General features: G+C 66.5%; 20 protein-coding genes. 16 read left to right on the top strand and 4 right to left on the bottom strand.

Features of this window, described 5'->3' with window-relative positions:
• Nucleotides 1-41: 41 nt before the first annotated feature.
• Nucleotides 42-764, bottom strand: coding sequence for a phosphonate metabolism transcriptional regulator PhnF (gene phnF, locus ACM1PE_RS21110; protein WP_059379464.1), 723 nt, complete (start codon nucleotides 762-764; stop codon nucleotides 42-44).
• Nucleotides 765-949: 185 nt separating this feature from the next.
• Here phnF and phnG point away from each other — a divergent pair, with 185 nt between their 5' ends.
• The 9 genes from phnG to ACM1PE_RS21065 all read left to right on the top strand — a co-directional run bounded on the left by phnG (nucleotide 950) and on the right by ACM1PE_RS21065 (nucleotide 7881).
• Complete coding sequence (phnG, locus tag ACM1PE_RS21105) at nucleotides 950-1420, top strand: phosphonate C-P lyase system protein PhnG (protein WP_088142251.1); 471 nt, start codon at nucleotides 950-952, stop codon at nucleotides 1418-1420.
• A gap of 1 nt (nucleotide 1421) precedes the next feature.
• Complete coding sequence (gene phnH / locus ACM1PE_RS21100; RefSeq protein WP_059379462.1) at nucleotides 1422-2039, top strand: phosphonate C-P lyase system protein PhnH; 618 nt, start codon at nucleotides 1422-1424, stop codon at nucleotides 2037-2039.
• Between the two features lies 1 nt (nucleotide 2040).
• On the top strand, nucleotides 2041-3156 hold the full coding sequence (locus ACM1PE_RS21095) for a carbon-phosphorus lyase complex subunit PhnI (RefSeq protein ID WP_059379461.1): 1116 nt from the start codon (nucleotides 2041-2043) through the stop codon (nucleotides 3154-3156).
• On the top strand, nucleotides 3153-4046 hold the full coding sequence (locus tag ACM1PE_RS21090; RefSeq protein ID WP_059379460.1) for an alpha-D-ribose 1-methylphosphonate 5-phosphate C-P-lyase PhnJ: 894 nt from the start codon (nucleotides 3153-3155) through the stop codon (nucleotides 4044-4046). Before ACM1PE_RS21095 ends, ACM1PE_RS21090 begins: the two co-directional genes overlap by 4 nt.
• Nucleotides 4043-4819: a phosphonate C-P lyase system protein PhnK gene (gene phnK, locus ACM1PE_RS21085; protein ID WP_059379459.1), complete on the top strand. Its 777-nt coding sequence runs from the start codon at nucleotides 4043-4045 to the stop codon at nucleotides 4817-4819. Before ACM1PE_RS21090 ends, phnK begins: the two co-directional genes overlap by 4 nt.
• Nucleotides 4820-4821: 2 nt before the next feature.
• Nucleotides 4822-5544 carry a phosphonate C-P lyase system protein PhnL gene (phnL, locus tag ACM1PE_RS21080; protein WP_059379458.1) on the top strand — a complete coding sequence of 241 codons (723 nt, stop codon included), beginning with the start codon at nucleotides 4822-4824 and terminating at the stop codon, nucleotides 5542-5544.
• On the top strand, nucleotides 5544-6743 hold the full coding sequence (locus ACM1PE_RS21075; protein WP_059379457.1) for an alpha-D-ribose 1-methylphosphonate 5-triphosphate diphosphatase: 1200 nt from the start codon (nucleotides 5544-5546) through the stop codon (nucleotides 6741-6743). The genes phnL and ACM1PE_RS21075 overlap by 1 nt, the downstream gene beginning before the upstream one ends.
• 23 nt (nucleotides 6744-6766) lie before the next feature.
• The gene (locus ACM1PE_RS21070) at nucleotides 6767-7309 is read left to right on the top strand and encodes an MOSC domain-containing protein (protein WP_059379500.1); all 543 of its coding nucleotides are present in this window, start codon (nucleotides 6767-6769) and stop codon (nucleotides 7307-7309) included.
• Nucleotides 7310-7446: 137 nt separating this feature from the next.
• Nucleotides 7447-7881 carry a hypothetical protein gene (locus ACM1PE_RS21065; protein ID WP_054451475.1) on the top strand — a complete coding sequence of 145 codons (435 nt, stop codon included), beginning with the start codon at nucleotides 7447-7449 and terminating at the stop codon, nucleotides 7879-7881.
• Between the two features lie 24 nt (nucleotides 7882-7905).
• Here the strand turns inward: ACM1PE_RS21065 and ACM1PE_RS21060 are convergent, their stop codons facing one another.
• Complete coding sequence (locus ACM1PE_RS21060; RefSeq protein ID WP_419340844.1) at nucleotides 7906-8283, bottom strand: hypothetical protein; 378 nt, start codon at nucleotides 8281-8283, stop codon at nucleotides 7906-7908.
• Nucleotides 8284-8433: 150 nt separating this feature from the next.
• Nucleotides 8434-9732, bottom strand: coding sequence for a dicarboxylate/amino acid:cation symporter (locus tag ACM1PE_RS21055; protein ID WP_419340843.1), 1299 nt, complete (start codon nucleotides 9730-9732; stop codon nucleotides 8434-8436).
• A gap of 354 nt (nucleotides 9733-10086) precedes the next feature.
• Here ACM1PE_RS21055 and ACM1PE_RS21050 point away from each other — a divergent pair, with 354 nt between their 5' ends.
• Complete coding sequence (locus tag ACM1PE_RS21050) at nucleotides 10087-10986, top strand: SMP-30/gluconolactonase/LRE family protein (RefSeq protein WP_419340842.1); 900 nt, start codon at nucleotides 10087-10089, stop codon at nucleotides 10984-10986.
• 202 nt (nucleotides 10987-11188) lie between these two features.
• Nucleotides 11189-12253: a class II fructose-bisphosphate aldolase gene (gene fba / locus ACM1PE_RS21045; protein WP_059379455.1), complete on the top strand. Its 1065-nt coding sequence runs from the start codon at nucleotides 11189-11191 to the stop codon at nucleotides 12251-12253.
• A gap of 97 nt (nucleotides 12254-12350) precedes the next feature.
• On the opposite strand, the gene ACM1PE_RS21040 is transcribed toward fba, so the two are convergent.
• Nucleotides 12351-12806 carry a GFA family protein gene (locus tag ACM1PE_RS21040; RefSeq protein WP_419340841.1) on the bottom strand — a complete coding sequence of 152 codons (456 nt, stop codon included), beginning with the start codon at nucleotides 12804-12806 and terminating at the stop codon, nucleotides 12351-12353.
• A 263-nt stretch (nucleotides 12807-13069) separates the two neighbouring features.
• Here ACM1PE_RS21040 and ACM1PE_RS21035 point away from each other — a divergent pair, with 263 nt between their 5' ends.
• From ACM1PE_RS21035 to ACM1PE_RS21015, 5 genes are all read left to right on the top strand, one after another.
• The gene (locus ACM1PE_RS21035) at nucleotides 13070-13951 is read left to right on the top strand and encodes a phosphoribosylaminoimidazolesuccinocarboxamide synthase (RefSeq protein WP_059379453.1); all 882 of its coding nucleotides are present in this window, start codon (nucleotides 13070-13072) and stop codon (nucleotides 13949-13951) included.
• Between the two features lie 807 nt (nucleotides 13952-14758).
• On the top strand, nucleotides 14759-14917 hold the full coding sequence (locus tag ACM1PE_RS21030) for a DUF5993 family protein (RefSeq protein WP_013395673.1): 159 nt from the start codon (nucleotides 14759-14761) through the stop codon (nucleotides 14915-14917).
• A gap of 10 nt (nucleotides 14918-14927) precedes the next feature.
• On the top strand, nucleotides 14928-15500 hold the full coding sequence (locus ACM1PE_RS21025; RefSeq protein ID WP_059380208.1) for a disulfide bond formation protein B: 573 nt from the start codon (nucleotides 14928-14930) through the stop codon (nucleotides 15498-15500).
• A 103-nt stretch (nucleotides 15501-15603) separates the two neighbouring features.
• Nucleotides 15604-16125 (top strand): 5-(carboxyamino)imidazole ribonucleotide mutase, encoded by a 522-nt coding sequence (purE, locus tag ACM1PE_RS21020; protein ID WP_054451468.1) that lies wholly within the window; start codon nucleotides 15604-15606, stop codon nucleotides 16123-16125.
• Between the two features lie 5 nt (nucleotides 16126-16130).
• Nucleotides 16131-17321, top strand: a complete 1191-nt coding sequence (locus ACM1PE_RS21015) for a 5-(carboxyamino)imidazole ribonucleotide synthase (RefSeq protein ID WP_118932781.1) — start codon at nucleotides 16131-16133, stop codon at nucleotides 17319-17321.
• The last annotated feature ends 11 nt before the right edge of the window (nucleotides 17322-17332 follow it).

Below are 17332 nucleotides of genomic sequence, written 5' to 3'. Positions count from 1 at the left end.
AGCCTTCCGCGCCGCCTGCGCGCGCAGGCGGCGGCCTGGCGTCAGCTGTCGTCCGTCACCATCAGCTGGACCATGTCGCCCACGAAGCGCGCCACGCTATATTGCAGCGGCGAGCCTTCCTGGTCCACATTTAAGGCCTCCACCTGAAGAATGGGGCGGGTCTTGGGCTGGCCCAGCAGGCGGGCGATTTCGGGCGTGGGCAGGGCGGCGGTGATGCGCGACCACTTGCGCGTGTAATCGCCGATGCCATAGTGGGCATAGACCTTGGAGATCGAGCGCAGGGACGCCAGGCGGTCGGCGAAGTCGGGGAAGCGCTTTTCGTCGAAGAAATGTTCCGAGACGCTGATGGGGCGGTTCTCGGCTTTGCCCACGATCTGCACGCGCAGCAGCGGCGCGGCGCGGCTCAGGCCCAGGTGCTTGGCGATGTCGCCGGCGCGCAGGCTCTGGCTGCCCAGGACTTCCTGGTGGCCCAGCATGCCCTGGCTGCGCAGGTTCTCGGAAAAGCGCGTGCGCTTGCCGATGGCGTAGTCGATCGCGTGTTCCTGGACGAAGGTACCGCGGCCTTGTTCGATGCGGACCAGGCCGCCTTGTTCGAGTTCGCCCATCGCGCGGCGGATGGTGTGGCGGTTGACGGAAAACTTGGCGGCCAGCTCGGGCTCGGACGGCAGCTGTTCGCCTGCCGCATAGAGCTTGTTGCGGATATCGTCCGCCAGCGCTTCGCCGATTTGCCGCCAGACGGCGATGCCGGAACCTCTTTCGACCATAGGGTGTGCTCGTGCTGTCACATCAGCTTAATGAAGAATGGCAGTGATTGTGCACCATGCGACGGCAGCCGCAAAGGCGCTGCGGGCACGCTGCAACTGTCATCAAAAATTCACGCCAGGCTGTTGAACTTCGTTTTCAGAGCGATCATACTCCATCCGGTCGTCTAGACGTTTAGAGGAAAAAGATGGATCACCCCAAGACAGGGCAGGATGCGGCGGGCGCCCAACGCGCCGCCTGGATGCGCGTGCTGGCGCTGGCCGATCCGGCCGCGCTGGATGGCGCCTTTTGCGCGCTGGCGGGCAAGCCGGAACACCAGACATTGCGCCCCGCGCAGACCGGCATGGCCATGGTGCGCGCCCGCAGCGGCGGCACCGGGGCCCGCTTCAATCTGGGCGAAATGAGCGTGACACGTTGCGCGGTGACGATGGGCGAGGGCGTGGTCGGCGTGGCCTACGTGCAGGGCCGCTCGCAGCGCCATGCCGAGCAGGCCGCCGTGGCCGACGCCCTGCTGCAACTGCCGGAATGGCATGACACGGTGCAGGCCCAGCTGATCCAGCCGCTGGCCCGCCTGCATGCCGAACGGGTCGAGCGCCAGGCCCGCGTGGCGGCGCAGACCAAGGTGGAATTCTTCACGATGGTGCGAGGCGAGGACTGACATGCAGCAACAGATACAAGCCGCCGCGGCCTCGGGCCGGGCGCTGCTCCCCGGATTCGCGGATCCCGTCGGCGACGCGCAGACCACGTTCCGCGCCGCGCTCGACGCGATGGCCCACCCCGGGCGCATCCATGAAATCCTGATCGAAACCGGCGTGCCGACGGGCCTGTCGCCCGCCATGACCGCGTTGCTGCTGACGCTGGTGGACGTGGACACGCCGCTGTGGCTGCCCGAAACCGTTAGCGCGGACGCGATCGCCTTCCTGCGATTTCATTGCGCCTGCCCCATCGTGCCGTCGCCCTCGCTGGCGCGTTTCGCCGCGGTGCCGGCTGGCAGCAAGGCGCCGGCGCTTTCGGCTTGCCACCAGGGTGATCCGGCCTATCCCGATCTGTCGACCACCTTGCTGATCGAGGTCGAATCCCTGTCGGGCGGGGAACCCGCCATCCTCAGCGGTCCGGGGATCAAGAGCCAGCAGCTCCTGCATGCGGCAGGGCTGCCCGAGGGCTTCTGGCGCGAATGGCGCCTCAATCATCAACGGTTTCCGCTTGGCGTCGATGTGTTGTTGACGCAGGAGCGGCGGATCTGCGCGCTGCCGCGCAGCACGCGCAAGGAGAGCTGACATGTACGTAGCCGTGAAAGGGGGCGAACGCGCCATCCTCAATTCCTACCGCATGCTGGACGACTACCGGCGCGGCGACCGCGAAGTACCCGAGCTGAGCCTGGACCAGATCCGCGAACAGATGCCGCTGGCGGTGTCGCGGGTCATGGCCGAGGGCTCGCTTTACGATCCGCAACTGGCGGCGCTGGCCATCAAGCAGGCGGCGGGTGACCTGATCGAAGCGGTGTTCCTGCTGCGCGCCTACCGCACCACCTTGTCGCGCTTTGGCTATACCCAGCCCATCGACACCGGCCGCATGCGCCTGCAGCGTCGCATCTCGTCCACCTTCAAGGACGTGCCTGGCGGGCAGATCCTGGGGCCGACCTACGACTACACCCAACGCCTGCTGGACTTTTCGCTACAAGCGCAGCGCGAGGCCGACGCCTTGCCGCCGGGCGGCGAGGCGCTGGACAGCGCCATGCCGCGCGTTACCGACCTGCTGGCGCATGACGACCTGATCGACGCGGAAGCCGTGCCCGAAGGCGATCCCGAACCTTTCGACCTGACCCGGCAGCCGCTGGATTTCCCGGCCTCGCGCGCGGCCCGCCTGCAGAACCTGGCGCGCGCGGACGAAGGCTTTCTGTTGTCCATGGGTTATTCGACCCAGCGCGGCTATGGCAACACCCACCCCTTCGCCGCCGAGATCCGCTACGGCGCGCTGGAGGTGGAAATGCATATCGAGGAACTGGGATTCGCCGTCACCGTGGGCGAAATCGAGATCACCGAATGCCAGATGGTCAGCCAGTTCGCCGGCAGCGCCGAGGAAGGCCCGAAGTTCACCCGGGGCTACGGCCTGACCTTCGGCTATGGCGAACGCAAGTCCATGTCGATGGCGCTGGTGGACCGCGCGCTGAAGGCGCGCGACCTGGGCGAACGCGCCGATTCCCCGGCCAACGACCACGAGTTTGTGCTCTATCACAGCGACAACGTCGAAGCCTCCGGTTTCGTGCAGCATTTGAAGCTGCCGCACTACGTGGACTTCCAGGCCAACCTGGAACTGTTGCGGCGCATGCGCGCCGAACGCGCCGCGCCAGAGGCCGCGCGCAACGATCTGATGGACGAGGCGGTTTCCCCATGACGACGCAATACGCAACGGTCGAACGCGACGACCACTACAACTTCGCCTATCTGGACGAATCCACCAAGCGCATGCTGCGCCGCGCCTTGCTCAAGGCCGTCGCCATCCCCGGCTACCAGGTGCCTTTCGGCAGCCGCGAAATGCCGCTGCCCTATGGCTGGGGCACCGGCGGCATCCAGGTGACGGCGTCCATCATCGGCGCGAACGACGTGCTCAAGGTGATCGACCAGGGTTCGGACGACACCACCAACGCGATCAACATCCGCCGCTTCTTCGGCCGGGTCACGGGCGTGGCGACGACGGAATCCACTTCTGCCGCCACCATCGTGCAGACCCGCCATCGCATCCCCGAGACGCCGCTGGCGGAGGGGCAGATCATGGTGTTCCAGGTGCCCATCCCTGAACCGCTGCGCTGGCTGGAGCCTTCCGAAACCGAGACGCGCACCATGCACGCGCTGGCCGAATACGGCGGCATGCACGTCAAGCTGTACGAAGACATCGCGCAGCACGGCCATATCGCCACCACCTATGACTACCCGGTCATCGTGAACGGGCGCTACATGATGCGGCCGTCGCCCATCCCCAAGTTCGACAACCCCAAGCTGGACCGCAGTCCCGCGCTGATGCTGTTCGGCGCGGGCCGAGAAAAGCGGGTCTACGCGGTGCCACCCTACACCCAGGTGAAGAGCCTGGACTTCGAGGACCATCCGTTCCGGGTGGAGACCTGGAGCGAGTGCTGCGACCTGTGCGGATCGCGCGATAGCTATCTGGATGAAATCATTCTGGACGACGCCGGCACGCGCCGCTTCGTCTGCTCCGACACCGAGTACTGCAACGACCGCCAGGCGCAGCAGGGTGCGCAACAAGCCAACCAGGAGACCGCGGCATGAACGTCCAACCCTTGCTTTCGGTGCGCAACATGACGCGCACCTGGGACGGCGTGCATGGCTGCCGCAACGTCAACTTCGATCTGTATCCGGGCGAAGTCCTGTGCGTGGTCGGCGAGTCCGGCTCCGGCAAGAGCACGCTGCTGTCGGCCGTGTCGTACCAGACCCGGCCGGACGCGGGCAGCGTCTGGTACGACACCCGCGACCAGGGCTTTACCGATTTGGCCGCGCTGCCCGGGGCGCGCCTGCGCCTGCTGTCGCGCACCGATTGGGGCTTCGTGCGGCAGAACGCCAGGGATGGCTTGCGCATGCAGGTCAGCGCGGGCGCCAACATCGCCGAGCGGCTGATGGCGGTGGGTGACAGGCACTATGGCGACCTGCGCCAGGCCGCCGGCAATTGGCTGCAAAAGATGGAAATCGACGCGGGCCGGCTGGACGACAGGCCCACCTCGTTCTCGGGCGGCATGCAGCAGCGCCTGCAGATCGCCCGCAACCTGGTGACCCATCCGCGCCTGGTGTTCATGGACGAACCCACGGCTTCGCTCGACGTGTCGGTGCAGGCGCGCCTGCTGGACCTGCTGCGCCAGCTGGTGGCCGACCTGGGCCTGGCCGCCATCGTCGTGACCCACGACCTGGCCGTGGCACGCCTGCTGGCGCACCGGACCCTGGTCATGCGCGGCGGCGAAGTCGTCGAAAGCGGCCTGACCGACCAGATCCTCGACGATCCGCAGCATCCCTACACCCAGTTGCTGGTGTCTTCCATTTTGCAGAGCTGACCATGCCTGAAAAGACTCCCATGATTGAGGTGCGGGGCCTCGGAAAGATGTTCACCCTGCATAACCAGGGCGGCATGCGCCTGCCCGTGCTGGAGTCGGTCGACTTCGACGCGGCCGCCGGTGACTGCCTGGTGCTGGCGGGACCGTCCGGCACCGGCAAGAGCACCTTGCTGCGCTGCCTTTACGGCAACTATCTGGCGACCGAGGGCAGCATCCGGGTGCGCTGGAACGACGAATGGGTGGAGCTGGCCGGCGCTCCCGAGCAGCGCATCCTGGCGTTGCGGCGCGAGGTGATCGGCTACGTCAGCCAGTTTCTGCGCGTGATTCCGCGCGTGTCGGCGCTGGACGTGGTGGCCGAGCCACTGCGCGCGGCGGGCGTGGAGGCCGATGAGGCCCGTTCCCGCGCAGCGGCCCTGCTGCAGCGCCTGAACGTGCCGCCGCGCCTGTGGGGTCTGGCGCCCGCCACGTTCTCGGGCGGCGAACAGCAGCGCGTGAACATCGCGCGCGGCTTCATCGCGCGCCATCCTGTCCTGTTGCTGGACGAACCCACCGCCTCGCTGGATGCCGACAACCGCCAGGTCGTGATCGCGCTGATCCGCGAGGCAATGGCCGAAGGCCGCTGCCTGCTGGGCATCTTCCACGATGCCGAAGTGCGCGATGCCGTCGCCACGCAGACCCTGGCCTTGCGTCCCGCCCAACCCGCCCTGGCCGACCTGGAGCAATGATGCAGAGCACCTATCTCACCCATGCCCGCGTGGTGCTGCAGGACCGCGTCCTGGAGGACAGCGCCGTGCTGATCGACGATGGCCGCATCGTCGCCATCGAACCTGCCGGGGCACGCGCGGACTACGAGATCGACCTGCGCGGCCAGACCTTGCTGCCGGGATTGATCGACCTGCACTGCGACGCCATCGAAAAGGAAGCCGAGCCGCGTTCGCGGGTGCTGTTTCCGCTGGATTTCGCGGTGGCTCAGGTGGACCGCCGCAATGCCGCGGCCGGTATCACCACGCCGTATCACGCGCTGTCCTTCGCCAACAGCGAGTGGGGCGTGCGCAACAACCAGACGGCGGCGGAAGTGGTGCGCACGGTGCGCGCCTTCGGCCAGCACAGCCTGGTGGACAACCGCGTCCATTGCCGCTACGAAGTGACCGACGCGACCTCGGTCGATGTGCTGCGCGCGCTGATGGACGAGGGCGCGGTGGACCTGCTGTCGGTCATGGACCATTCGCCCGGCCAGGGCCAGTTCAAGACGCTGGAGTCCTATCTGCAATACATGATGGGCAACCATGCGATGAGCCGCGAACAGGCCGAGGAGGCCGCGCAGGCCAAGACGCGCGCCAAGGACGGCGCGGTAGCGCGGGTGGAGGCGTTGCTGTCGCATGCGCAGGGGCTGGGCATACCGACAGCCAGCCATGACGACGATTCGATCCATCGCATCGCCACCATGCGCAACCTGGGCGTGGCCATGAGCGAATTCCCGATCACCCTGGATACCGCGCGCGCCGCGGTGTCCTGCGGGCTGCCTACCATCCTGGGCGCGCCCAACGTGTTGCGCGGCCAGAGCCAGAGCGGCTCCATGCGCGCCATCGACGCCATCCGCGCGGGCGTGGCCAGCTGCCTGTGCTCCGACTACCAGCCGTCGGCGTTGATCGCGGCGGCCTACACGGTGGCCGCGCAGACGGACCTGACGCTGCCGCAGGCGGTCGCGCTGGTGACGCTGAATCCGGCGCAGGCTTGCGGCCTGTCCGACCGCGGGCGCATCGCGCCGGGGCTGCGCGCGGACCTGGTGGCGGTGGCGCAAGTGGGCACGCAGCCGCTGATCAGCCATACCTGGTCGGCGGGGCGGCTGGTATTCTCGGCGCACTATCCGTCTGTGCGCGCGAGCGAGCAACGGGCGTCCGAAACGCAGGCCGTGGCGGCCTGAACCGGTTCCTGGAGAGAGATGTGTTGCATCCCATCGTGACAGCCGTGGCCTGCAGCCCGACGCACGGGTTCAGCAAGCCGGTGGTGCCGGCCATCATGTTGTTGAAGGGGCTGGGCGTGGAAGGCGACGCCCACATGGGCGTCACGGTCAAGCACCGCTCCCGCGTCAAGGCGGACCCGACGCAACCCAATCTGCGGCAGATCCACCTGATCCACGGCGAGCTGCACGACGAGCTGCAGCTTGCCGGCTTCAACGTGGCCGAAGGCACCATGGGCGAAAACATCACCACCCGCGGCATCGACCTGCTGGGCCTGCCGCGCGGGGCGCGCCTGCATATCGGCGCGCAGGCGGTGGTCGAGATCACCGGCCTGCGCAATCCGTGTTCCCAGCTCGACAACTACCAGCAGGGTCTGACCGCCGCGGTGCTGGGCCGCCATCCGGACGGCAGCCTGATGCGCCGCGCCGGCATCATGGGCATCGTGATCGAGGGCGGGGCGGTGAGCGCGGGCGATCCGATCCGCGTGGCGCTGCCCGAATTGCCGCACCTGCCGCTGGAGCGTGTCTGAACACCTTCTGCGCAGGCCCGGCCTGTCGCAAAAACATCGCCGGCATGCGCAGCCGGGAGGCCGCGCATCTGGTTAAATGACGGGAAAGGCGCGGCCGCGATTTCCGCGGCGCGCCGGCCCTTTTTCCGGAGTTTGCGATGGCACGATTCAATTTCACCCAGGATCCCGAGGAACCCGATCTGTGGGCCGCGGAGAACGTCGCCGCAGGCAAGGGCCGCCCGCCCATCCACGTGATGATCCAGACTGACGGCGAAGAGCCCGACAGCAGCGCGTCCAAGGTGGTCAAGGCCATCATCGACGATCTCGACGACCAGATCCTGGCCGCGGCCGAGTTCCTGCTGGAAAACTACTCCTACGAGCACTACAAGAAGCTCGGCCTGGACGACAACCAGCTGCTGCAGGAAGAAACCCCCGAAGCCATGGCCCAGCATGCCGTGCTGCGCGCGCTGTGGCTGTTCGACGAAGACGGCGACGGCTATGAACTGTGGTTCACGCTGCCCTGGGATCCGGTGCATACCTACGACGTGGAATTCGAGGACGGCGCGCCCGTCTCGTGCTCGGTCAACGACTGAGGCGCGCAGGCCCCAGGGGCGTGCTTATCGATCCAGCTCGAACTTCGTCGCCTGGCTCTGGCCCAGCGAATCGTCGTAGCGGTACAGCATCTTCAGGGACTTGCCCTTGCGCACAGTGTCGGCCGCGGTGTTCTCAAGCACCACGTCGATCTCGCGGCCGACGAATTCGGTGCAGTCGGTATCGGCGCGGGCGCCATCGGGGATGTCCGCGTTCCTGACCTTCAAGCGAAACATCAGTTGCGTCAGTTGCGTGCCGTCGGTGCGGTACTGGCGCATCACCACGGGCAGGTTGGCCACGGTGCCGCCCAGCTCGCAGGAAATGCGGGTCCAGGCGTAGGAGGCGGGCGCGGCGGACATCAGGGCCGCGGCTGCCAGGGCGCAGCGCAGGCTAAGGCGTTTCATGGCATGAGAACTGAGCGCGGCGCCCATGCGTGCCGCGCCGGGATGGGGAGCGAAGGGTTTTATATGTTGCTCCCGGCCATGGCGCCGGTCAAGCTGGCGCAAGCCATGAAAAAAACGGGCCATGCGGCCCGTTTTTCATTGCCTGCTGTTTCAGGCGTTCTGGTTTGCGGCCTGTCCCGGGGAGGCTTCCCCGGCTGCGACGGACTCGGTATCGGCCGTGTCCTCGCGATTGCCTTCCAGCTTGGAGATCACGGCGGTGGCCAGGCTGTTGCCGACCACGTTGGTGGCGGTGCGGCCCATGTCGAAGAACTGGTCGATGCCCATGATCAGCAACAGGCCTGCTTCCGGCAGGTGGAACATCGGCAGGGTCGCGGCCACCACCACGAGCGAGGCGCGCGCCACGCCGGCCATGCCTTTGCTGGTGACCATCAGCACCAGCAGCAGGGTCAGCTGCTGCGTAAAGCTCATCTGGATGTTGTAGGCCTGGGCGATGAACAGTACCGCGAAGGACTGGTACATCATCGAGCCGTCCAGGTTGAAGGAGTAGCCCAGCGGCAGCACGAAGCCCGAGATGCGCTTGGGCACCCCGAAACGGGTCAGCGCCTCGATGGTCTTGGGGTAGGCGGATTCGCTGCTGGCCGTGGAGAACGCCAGCAGCGTGGGCTCTTTGATCAAACCGCCCAGGCGGAAGGTCGACTTGCCCAGGAACAGGTAGCCCACGGCGAACAGAATGGCCCACAGCAGCGCCAGGCCCAGGTAGAACTCGCCTATCAGCTTGCCGTAGCTGACCAGCACGCCCAGGCCCTCGGTGGTGATGGCGGCGGCCATGGCGGCGAACACGCCCAGGGGCGCGAAGCGCATCACGTAGTCCGTCACCCGGAACATGATCTTGGCCAGTTCGTCGATCAGGTTGTAGATCGCGTTGTGGCCCTTGCCGCGGATGAAGGACAGGGCGGCGCCGAAGAACAGCGAGAACACCAGGATCTGCAGGATCTCGTTGTTGGCCATGGCCTCTGCGATGCTGCGCGGGAACACGTGCGTGATGAAGGCCTTGAGCGTGAAGTCGCCCGTCTTCAGGCCCGAGGTCAGGCCCGCGTCCGGCAGCGCCAGGTTCATGTGCGCGCCTGGCTGGAAGATGTTGACCAGTGCCAGGCCCAGCAGCAGCGACAGGGCCGATGCGGCGATGAACCAGACCATGGCGCGCATGCCGATGCGGCCCACGGCGCTGGCGTCGCTCATGCTGGCCAGGCCGGTCACCAGGGTGGCGAAGACCAGCGGGGCGATGATCATCTTGATCATGCGCAGGAAGATGTCGGTGACGAGACTGAAGTACGAGGCGATCTGCAACGCCTCTTTCTCATTCTGCGCGTAGTTGTGGCAGAAATAGCCCACCACGATGCCCAGCACCATGGCGATGCCGATGTAACGCGTCAGCTTCTTAGTGTTCATGATCAAAACGGAAAACAGGGATCGTTTGCCTGGCCCGGCAGGGCGGGCGCGCCGGCATGAGGGCGGGCAAGAGGATCCGGAGAGGGGATGCCAGGGTAGGCCGCGAGGCCCGGGTTTACCCTTGGGGCGCGATCTTAACGCCGCGCACCTGACACGCAGTTGTCAGGTTGGGGACGGATGGCGCCGCTTCCTGGGGCGACGGCAAATAGCAGGCGATAGCGAAGATGTATCAATTTGGAACGGCTGCGCTATCGCTCGCCGCCATGCCAGAATGGTTCAGCCCCAGCGCCCGCGAGCCCGGGGCAACACACGAACAACAGGCCCCTGCGCGGGGCCGCATGAGGAGACTAGGCAATGCCGAAACGCGAACTGTCCGTGCTGGCGTCCGGATACACCTATCTGGAGGGGCTGCGCTGGCACGAAAACCGCCTGTGGGCGTCGGACTTCTATACCGAGCAGGTCATCGCCGTGGACCTGGAGGGCAAGGTCGAGCAGATCTGCAAGGTGCCGCAGCAGCCTTCCGGGCTGGGCTGGCTGCCGGACGGCCGCCTGCTGATTGCGTCCATGAAGGACCGCAAGCTGCTGCGGCGCGAGACGGACGGCACGTTGGCCGTGCACGCCGACCTGTCGGCGTACACCGGTGGCCCGGTCAACGACATGGTGGTGGATGCGCAAGGCCGGGCCTATGTGGGCAATTTCGGTTTCGACCTGATGGCGGGCGAGCCGGTCCGCAATACCGGCATCGTGCGCGTCGATCCCGACGGCTCGGCGCGCCAGGTGGCCGAAGGGCTCTGCTTTCCCAACGGCTCGTTCATCACGCCGGACGGCAAGACCATGATCGTCAACGAAACCTTCGGCAACCGCATTTCCGAGTTCGACGTCCTGGCCGATGGCGGGCTGGGGCCGCGCCGCGACTGGGCCGATTTCGGCCCCTTGCCGGCCAGCGACGACCTGGGCGTGCTGATCGCCGCCTCCGCCATCGGGCCCGACGGCGGCGCGCTGGACGCGGAAGGCGCCTTGTGGGTGGCAGACGCCATCGGCAAGCGCATCGTGCGCGTGGCGCGCGGCGGCAAGATCCTGGAGCAGATCGACACCGGCGAATTCGGCATCTTCGCCGCCGCCCTGGGCGGGCCGGATGGGCGGACCCTGTTCATGGCGGCCGCGCCCGACTTCATCGAGGCCAACCGGCGCGCCAAGCACCAAGGCTGCATCCTGATGACCCGGGTGGACGTGCCGCACGCCGGCCGGCCGTAGACGCCGCGGCTTCTGGCGCGGCGCGCCCCGCCGCGCCATCGGTCCTTCGGGCGAGTCGAAGGCTGGCCTGAGCCTTTCGTGCTCATCTGAATGGACCGGATACGGGCGGTTGCAAGACCTTTCGTCGAATCCCCCGTAAAATCACCCCATTCAGCAAGTCTTCAATCATCTTTCAATAGACAGTACCTAAGGAGGACCACTCATGGCCCTAGTCTCCATGCGCCAGTTGCTCGACCACGCCGCCGAGCACGGCTACGGCATTCCCGCTTTCAACGTCAACAACCTGGAACAGGTCCAGGCCATCATGGAAGCCGCTGCGGAGACCGACAGCCCGGTGATCATGCAGGCCTCGGCCGGCGCGCGCAAATACGCGGGCGAAGGCTTCCTGAAGCACCTGATCCAGGCCGCCGTGGAATCCTATCCCCACATCCCCGTGGTCATGCACCAGGATCACGGCCAGTCGCCCAAGATCTGCCAAGGCGCCATCGACCTGGGCTTCTCCAGCGTCATGATGGACGGTTCGCTCAAGGAAGACGGCAAGACCATCGCCGACTACGACTACAACGTCGAAGTCACCAAGAAGGTCGTGGACACCGCCCACAAGCTGGGCGTGACGGTCGAAGGCGAACTGGGCTGCCTGGGTTCCCTGGAAACCATGGAAGGCGACAAGGAAGACGGCCACGGCGCCGACGGCAAGCTGACCATGGATCAGCTGCTGACCGATCCGGAACAAGCGGCCGACTTCGTGCGCCGCACGCAACTGGACGCCCTGGCCATCGCCATCGGCACCAGCCACGGCGCCTACAAGTTCACGCGCAAGCCCACCGGCGACATTCTGTCGATCTCCCGCATCAAGGAAATCCACGCTCGCCTGCCCAACACCCACCTGGTGATGCATGGCAGCTCCAGCGTGCCGCAGGAACTGCTGGCCGAGATCCGTGAATTCGGCGGCAACATGAAGGAAACCTACGGCGTGCCCGTCGAGGAAATCCAGGAAGCCATCAAGTACGGCGTGCGCAAGATCAATATCGACACCGATATCCGTCTGGCCATGACCGGCGCGATCCGCCGCTTCTTCGCTGAAAACCCGGAAAAGTTCGACCCGCGCGAATACCTGAAGCCGGCCCGCGCCGCCGCCAAGGCGATCTGTGTGGCTCGCTACACCGAATTCGGCACCGCCGGCAACGCCAGCAAGATCAAGGCCCTGCCGCTGACCGAAATTGCCGCGCAATACGCGTCGGGCAAGCTGGCTCAAGTGGTGCAGTAAGCAAAGCTGCGGGGCTGGACGCTTGAGGCGTCCGGCGCCCGGGCGCAATGAAAAGCGGTCCGCGCATGCGGACCGCTTTTTTTTGCCTGCGCCGCCGCTAGGGCGCAGGCGAGTTGCGGGGAAAGTGCGGCACGGTCCGGTCGACGTGGTGCCAGGACGGAGCCGAGTCGGTCCAGAGGCTGGCACGGGCGCGGAAGGCTTCCGGATCGTCCAGCGAACCGGCCCGCACGATGTCATAGCCCATGCCCGCCGAATTGCCGAACAGCGGAGTGCCGCAGTCCGCGCAGAAGCTGCGCATCACGGTATGGCCGGATTCGCCGCGGTAGCGGTGCTCTTTGGGGTTGCCGCGCAGGAGCGTGATGGAGCCGGAGGGGAAGATCAGGGCATGGGCCGGGGCGCCGCCGCTGGAATATTGGCAGTCCCGGCAATGACAGGTCGCCGCCATGATCGGTTCATCGGTGATGGCGTAGCGGATGGCGCCGCATTGGCAACCGCCAGTCAGGTGCACTTGCGCGTCGGCGTGGGCGCTGCGTTTGGGGGAAGCATCCTGCATACGGCTCTGTCTCCAGCTTGGGGTCAGCGCCGTGACGCCAGAGGCGGCCGGCGCGCATCATAGGGGAGGCAAGAGCCTAACCCGGCCGCCGGGCGGCGTCGAGGGGAGGCCCGGCAAAACCTGTCCATTTGCAGTAACCTATGCGCTTCGCAAGACCCACGCGCGTCGCGCCGGCCTTGCACGCGGTTCCCGGATTCCGTTCTACTTCCCGCCCTGGCGCCTGCCCGAGGCGGGAATCTTCATTATTGCCATAGGCCATTCCCGTGACTTCTGCTTTGCATCAATCCAGCATCAAGTCCTTGCCGCTGCTGGGCCGCGGTAAGGTGCGCGACATGTACGCGGTGGGCGACGACAAGTTGCTGATCGTCGCATCGGATCGCATCTCCGCATTTGACGTGATTCTTGACGACCCCATCCCCGGCAAGGGACAGGTGCTGACCGAACTGACCGAGTTCTGGCTGCAGAAGCTGGCCCACATCCTGCCGAACCACTCCACCGGCATCAAGCCCGAAGACGTGGTCGCGCCGGACGAAATCGACCAGGTGCGCGGCCGCGCCGTGGTGGTCAAGCGCTTGAAGCCCATCCTGGTGGAAGCGGTGGCCCGCGGCTACCTGATCGGCTCGGGCTGGAAGGACTACCAGGCCACCGGCGCCGTCTGCGGCATCAAGCTGCCCGCCGGCCTGCAACAGGCCAGCCAGCTGCCCGAACCCATTTTCACGCCCGCCGCCAAGGCCGAATTCGGCATGCACGACGAGAACGTGGACTTTGCCCACGTGGTCAAGGAAGTCGGCCAGGAAATGGCCGAGCGCATCCGCGACGTGACCCTCAAGCTGTACGCCGAAGCGGCCAAGTTCGCGGCCACCAAGGGCATCATCATCGCCGACACCAAGTTCGAATTCGGGCTGGACGACGATGGCACGCTGTACCTGATGGACGAAGTGCTGACGCCGGATTCCTCGCGCTTCTGGCCGGCCGACGGCTACCGCGTGGGCATCAGCCCCCCGTCGTTCGACAAGCAGTTCGTTCGCGACTGGCTGGAAACCCAGACCTGGGACAAGACCCCGCCCGCGCCGCGCCTGCCGCAGGACGTGCTGGAAAAGACCGCCGCCAAGTACCGCGAAGCCCTGGACCGCCTGGTCGCCTGAACGCTTACGGCCAAGGAAAACCCGCTCCTAGGGCGTCCGGATGACGAAAATCCGGATCGCACTTCGGTGTTGTGAAGCAGGGTTCTTGAGCCGCCGGCGTCCCGACTGCGGGATTCCGATGCTCGCCCCGGTGGGGCTGCGCTTCGGATCCCTCCGCCCGGCCACCGGCTCACGGCATCTGCCCGTGAGCGGGGGCCGAAACCAACGCATTGGGCGACTGCCAGCCGAGGTGGTCCGGAGCCGTCCGAAGCGCAGCCCCACTGGGGCGAGCATCGGAATGGCGCAGGGCTGCCTCGGCGGCTAAAGAACCCTGACATCCGCAAGCTCGAAGCCCTGCCGCACCGTACTTCGGTTTGGTGAAGCAGGGTTCTTGAGCCGCCGGCGTCTGGACTGCGGGATTCCGATGCTCGCCCCGGTGGGGCTGCGCTTCGGATCCCTCCGCCCGGCCACCGGCTCACGACATCTGCCCGTGAGCGGAGTCCGAAACCTACGCATTAGGCGACTGCCAGCCGAGGACCCGGAGCCATCCGAAGCGCAGCCCCATTGGGGCGAGCATCGGAATGGCGCAGGGCAGCCTCGGCGGCTAAAGAACCCTGACATCCGCAAGCTAGAAGCCCTGCCGCTCCCCCCCGGAAGTTGCCCTTACATGCAATTTCCGCGGGACGGTTCAGATGGAGCGGCTTTTTCGACCTGAAAGCGCCTGCCCTGCAAGGGTTATCAGGGCTTTCGATAAGATTTATTGCGAATTGTGACGTTATAATTCCCGGCTGCTTGCATGGGGACGTTCCCCAGAAAGGAGCTCCCAGCATGGTAATGATGTTGCCTTTCCTGACTGGCCTGATCGCGGTGTGGTTTGGCATGCTAGGCAGGCGCCGCCCCTGCGTGACTTTCTGGCTGTTGACGCTGGCGCTGTTCGCCGCCTGGTGCCAGTACCACATGACCAGCCCGCTGGCCTTGTCGTTCTGAGGGCGGGGCGATGATCTTCTCCCGCAATCCCGCGCGCGGCTCGCGCGTCCTCAATGGCCTGGCGCTGCTGGGCGTCACCGGCGCCCTGGGCATGGCCTTCTTCTGGCAGATCGCCTACGACGAACTGCCTTGTCCGCTGTGCCTGTTGCAGCGCGTGGCGCTGTTGCTAGCGGGCGTGGGCTTTTTGCTGAACATGCGGCTGGGGCCTTCGCCCATGCACTATGCGATGAGCATCGCGGCCGCGTTGGGCGGCATGCTGGCCGCCGGCCGGCAAGTGCTGCTGCACATCGCGCCGGGCGATCCGGGCTACGGTTCGCCCCTGCTGGGCCTGCACTTCTACACCTGGGCGTTCATCGCCTTTGCCGCCATCATCGTGTTCTGCGCCGTGATGCTGGCGGTCGACCGCAAATGGGGCGACAACATGTTGCGCAAGCCGGTGTCGGTGCTGGGCGTGCTGGTCATGGCCCTGTTTTTCCTGGTGGCGCTGGCCAATGTGGGCAGCACCACGCTGGAGTGCGGTTTCGGGCCTTGTCCGGACAACCCCGCCAGCTACCAATGGCTGGATTCCGCCTCCGCGACATAGCCCTTGCCGGCGCCGGGTAAAATACCGGGTTTCGCGGCATCCGTCCGCGGTCCTTTGACTTTCCGCGGCCCTGCGCCGCGGTCTCAACTCTACGACACCGGTTATGACAGCCAAGACTTCCGCAGCGGCAGAGGCCACCCCCGTGGTGGGCGTGATTATGGGTTCTTCCAGCGATTGGGAGGTCATGAAGCACGCGGTCACGATGCTGGAGGATTTTGGCGTTCCCCATGAGGCGCGCGTGATCTCCGCACATCGCATGCCGCAGGACATGGCCGAGTACGGCGCGGCGGCGCATGCCCGCGGCCTGCGCGGCATCATCGCCGGCGCCGGCGGCGCGGCGCACCTGCCGGGCATGATGGCCGCGCTGACCGAAGTGCCGGTGTTCGGCGTGCCGGTGCCGTCCAAGTACCTGCGCGGCGAGGATTCGCTGCTGTCCATCGTGCAAATGCCCAAGGGCGTGCCGGTGGCCACCTTCGCGATCGGCGAAGCCGGCGCGGCCAATGCCGCGCTGCACCTGATCGCCACCCTGGCTGGCACGGACGCGGGCTTGCACAAGAAGCTGGTGGCGTTCCGCGCCCGCCAGACGCAAGCCGCGCGCGACATGAAGGTTCCGCCCGAGGCCTGATCAGAATGACTCAATCGACTGCTTTCATGATTGCTCCCGGCGGCTGGCTGGGATTGCTGGGCGGGGGCCAACTGGGCCGCATGTTCTGCCACGCGGCCCAGAGCCTGGGCTACAAGGTCGCGGTGCTGGATCCGGCCGCCGAATGCCCGGCGGGCATGGTGGCCGACCTGCACATCCAGGCGGCCTATGACGACGAAGCCGGCCTCGAGCGCCTGGCCCAGACCTGTCAGGCCGTCACTACCGAATTCGAGAACGTGCCCGCGGACAGCCTGCGCACCCTGGCCACGCGCTGCCGCGTCAGCCCGGCCGGAGATGCCGTCGCCATCGTGCAGGACCGCATCGCCGAAAAGACCTTCATTGCCTCGCAGGGCATTGCTGTCGCGCCGCACGCCGCGATCCGCAGCGAAGCCGACCTGCGCGCTGCGCCCCAAGGGCTGTTTCCGGGCATCCTGAAAGTCGCCCGCCTGGGTTACGACGGCAAGGGCCAGGCCCGCATCAGCACGCGCGAGGAGGCGCTGGCCGCCTTCGCCGAATTCGGCGGCGTGGCCTGCGTGCTGGAAGCGCTGATGCCGCTGGACTACGAAATTTCCGTGGTGCTGGCGCGCGGTTTCGACGGCGCGAGCGTGGTGTTCCCGGTGGCGCGCAACGTGCACCGCGACGGCATCCTGGCGGTGTCGACCGCCGCGCCGGTGCAGCAGGACGCAGCCCACGCAGAACGCCAGGCCCGCGCCACGCAGGCCGCGCAAGCCATCGCGCAAGGCCTGGGCTACCACGGCGTGCTGTGCGTGGAATTCTTCGTGCTCAAGGACGGCAGCCTGATCGTCAATGAGATCGCGCCGCGCCCGCATAACAGCGGCCACTACACCATGGACGCCTGCCTGACCAGCCAGTTCGAGCAGCAGGCGCGCGCCATGGCCGGCCTGCCGCTGGGCGGCTCCGACCTGCTGGCGCCTGCCGTCATGTTGAACATCCTGGGCGACATCTGGTATCCGTCGGCCACCGCCACGGCGCAGCGCGAACCCGATTGGGCCGCCGCGCTGGCCGTGCCAACTGCCAAGCTGCATCTGTACGGCAAGCGCGAAGCGCGCCGCGGCCGCAAGATGGGCCACATCACGATCGTGGCGCCGACCTTGCAGCAGGCTCGTGACGACGCCGCCCGCGTGGCGGCGGCGCTGGGCATGCAGGCTCCCGAGTAAAGCGCGGATTC

Source organism: Achromobacter sp. PD1 (assembly GCF_048541815.1).
GTDB lineage: Bacteria > Pseudomonadota > Gammaproteobacteria > Burkholderiales > Burkholderiaceae_B > Achromobacter > Achromobacter bronchisepticus_A.
Note: the sequence above shows the minus strand (reverse complement) of the source record. Positions and strands in the feature narration are given on the sequence as shown.

Bases quoted from the DNA above. Each gene is read 5' to 3' on its own strand.
- ACM1PE_RS21015 (WP_118932781.1), top strand. From the start codon at position 16,131: ATGACTCAATCGACTGCTTTCATGATTGCTCCCGGCGGCTGGCTGGGA.
- ACM1PE_RS21025 (WP_059380208.1), top strand. From the start codon at position 14,928: ATGATCTTCTCCCGCAATCCCGCGCGCGGCTCGCGCGTCCTCAATGGC.
- ACM1PE_RS21030 (WP_013395673.1), top strand. From the start codon at position 14,759: ATGGTAATGATGTTGCCTTTCCTGACTGGCCTGATCGCGGTGTGGTTT.
- ACM1PE_RS21060 (WP_419340844.1), bottom strand. From the start codon at position 8,283: ATGAAACGCCTTAGCCTGCGCTGCGCCCTGGCAGCCGCGGCCCTGATG.
- ACM1PE_RS21095 (WP_059379461.1), top strand. From the start codon at position 2,041: ATGTACGTAGCCGTGAAAGGGGGCGAACGCGCCATCCTCAATTCCTAC.
- phnL (WP_059379458.1), top strand. From the start codon at position 4,822: ATGCCTGAAAAGACTCCCATGATTGAGGTGCGGGGCCTCGGAAAGATG.
- ACM1PE_RS21050 (WP_419340842.1), top strand. From the start codon at position 10,087: ATGCCGAAACGCGAACTGTCCGTGCTGGCGTCCGGATACACCTATCTG.
- phnK (WP_059379459.1), top strand. From the start codon at position 4,043: ATGAACGTCCAACCCTTGCTTTCGGTGCGCAACATGACGCGCACCTGG.
- phnF (WP_059379464.1), bottom strand. From the start codon at position 764: ATGGTCGAAAGAGGTTCCGGCATCGCCGTCTGGCGGCAAATCGGCGAA.
- fba (WP_059379455.1), top strand. From the start codon at position 11,189: ATGGCCCTAGTCTCCATGCGCCAGTTGCTCGACCACGCCGCCGAGCAC.
- ACM1PE_RS21075 (WP_059379457.1), top strand. From the start codon at position 5,544: ATGCAGAGCACCTATCTCACCCATGCCCGCGTGGTGCTGCAGGACCGC.
- ACM1PE_RS21065 (WP_054451475.1), top strand. From the start codon at position 7,447: ATGGCACGATTCAATTTCACCCAGGATCCCGAGGAACCCGATCTGTGG.
- ACM1PE_RS21090 (WP_059379460.1), top strand. From the start codon at position 3,153: ATGACGACGCAATACGCAACGGTCGAACGCGACGACCACTACAACTTC.
- ACM1PE_RS21040 (WP_419340841.1), bottom strand. From the start codon at position 12,806: ATGCAGGATGCTTCCCCCAAACGCAGCGCCCACGCCGACGCGCAAGTG.
- purE (WP_054451468.1), top strand. From the start codon at position 15,604: ATGACAGCCAAGACTTCCGCAGCGGCAGAGGCCACCCCCGTGGTGGGC.
- phnH (WP_059379462.1), top strand. From the start codon at position 1,422: ATGCAGCAACAGATACAAGCCGCCGCGGCCTCGGGCCGGGCGCTGCTC.
- ACM1PE_RS21055 (WP_419340843.1), bottom strand. From the start codon at position 9,732: ATGAACACTAAGAAGCTGACGCGTTACATCGGCATCGCCATGGTGCTG.
- phnG (WP_088142251.1), top strand. From the start codon at position 950: ATGGATCACCCCAAGACAGGGCAGGATGCGGCGGGCGCCCAACGCGCC.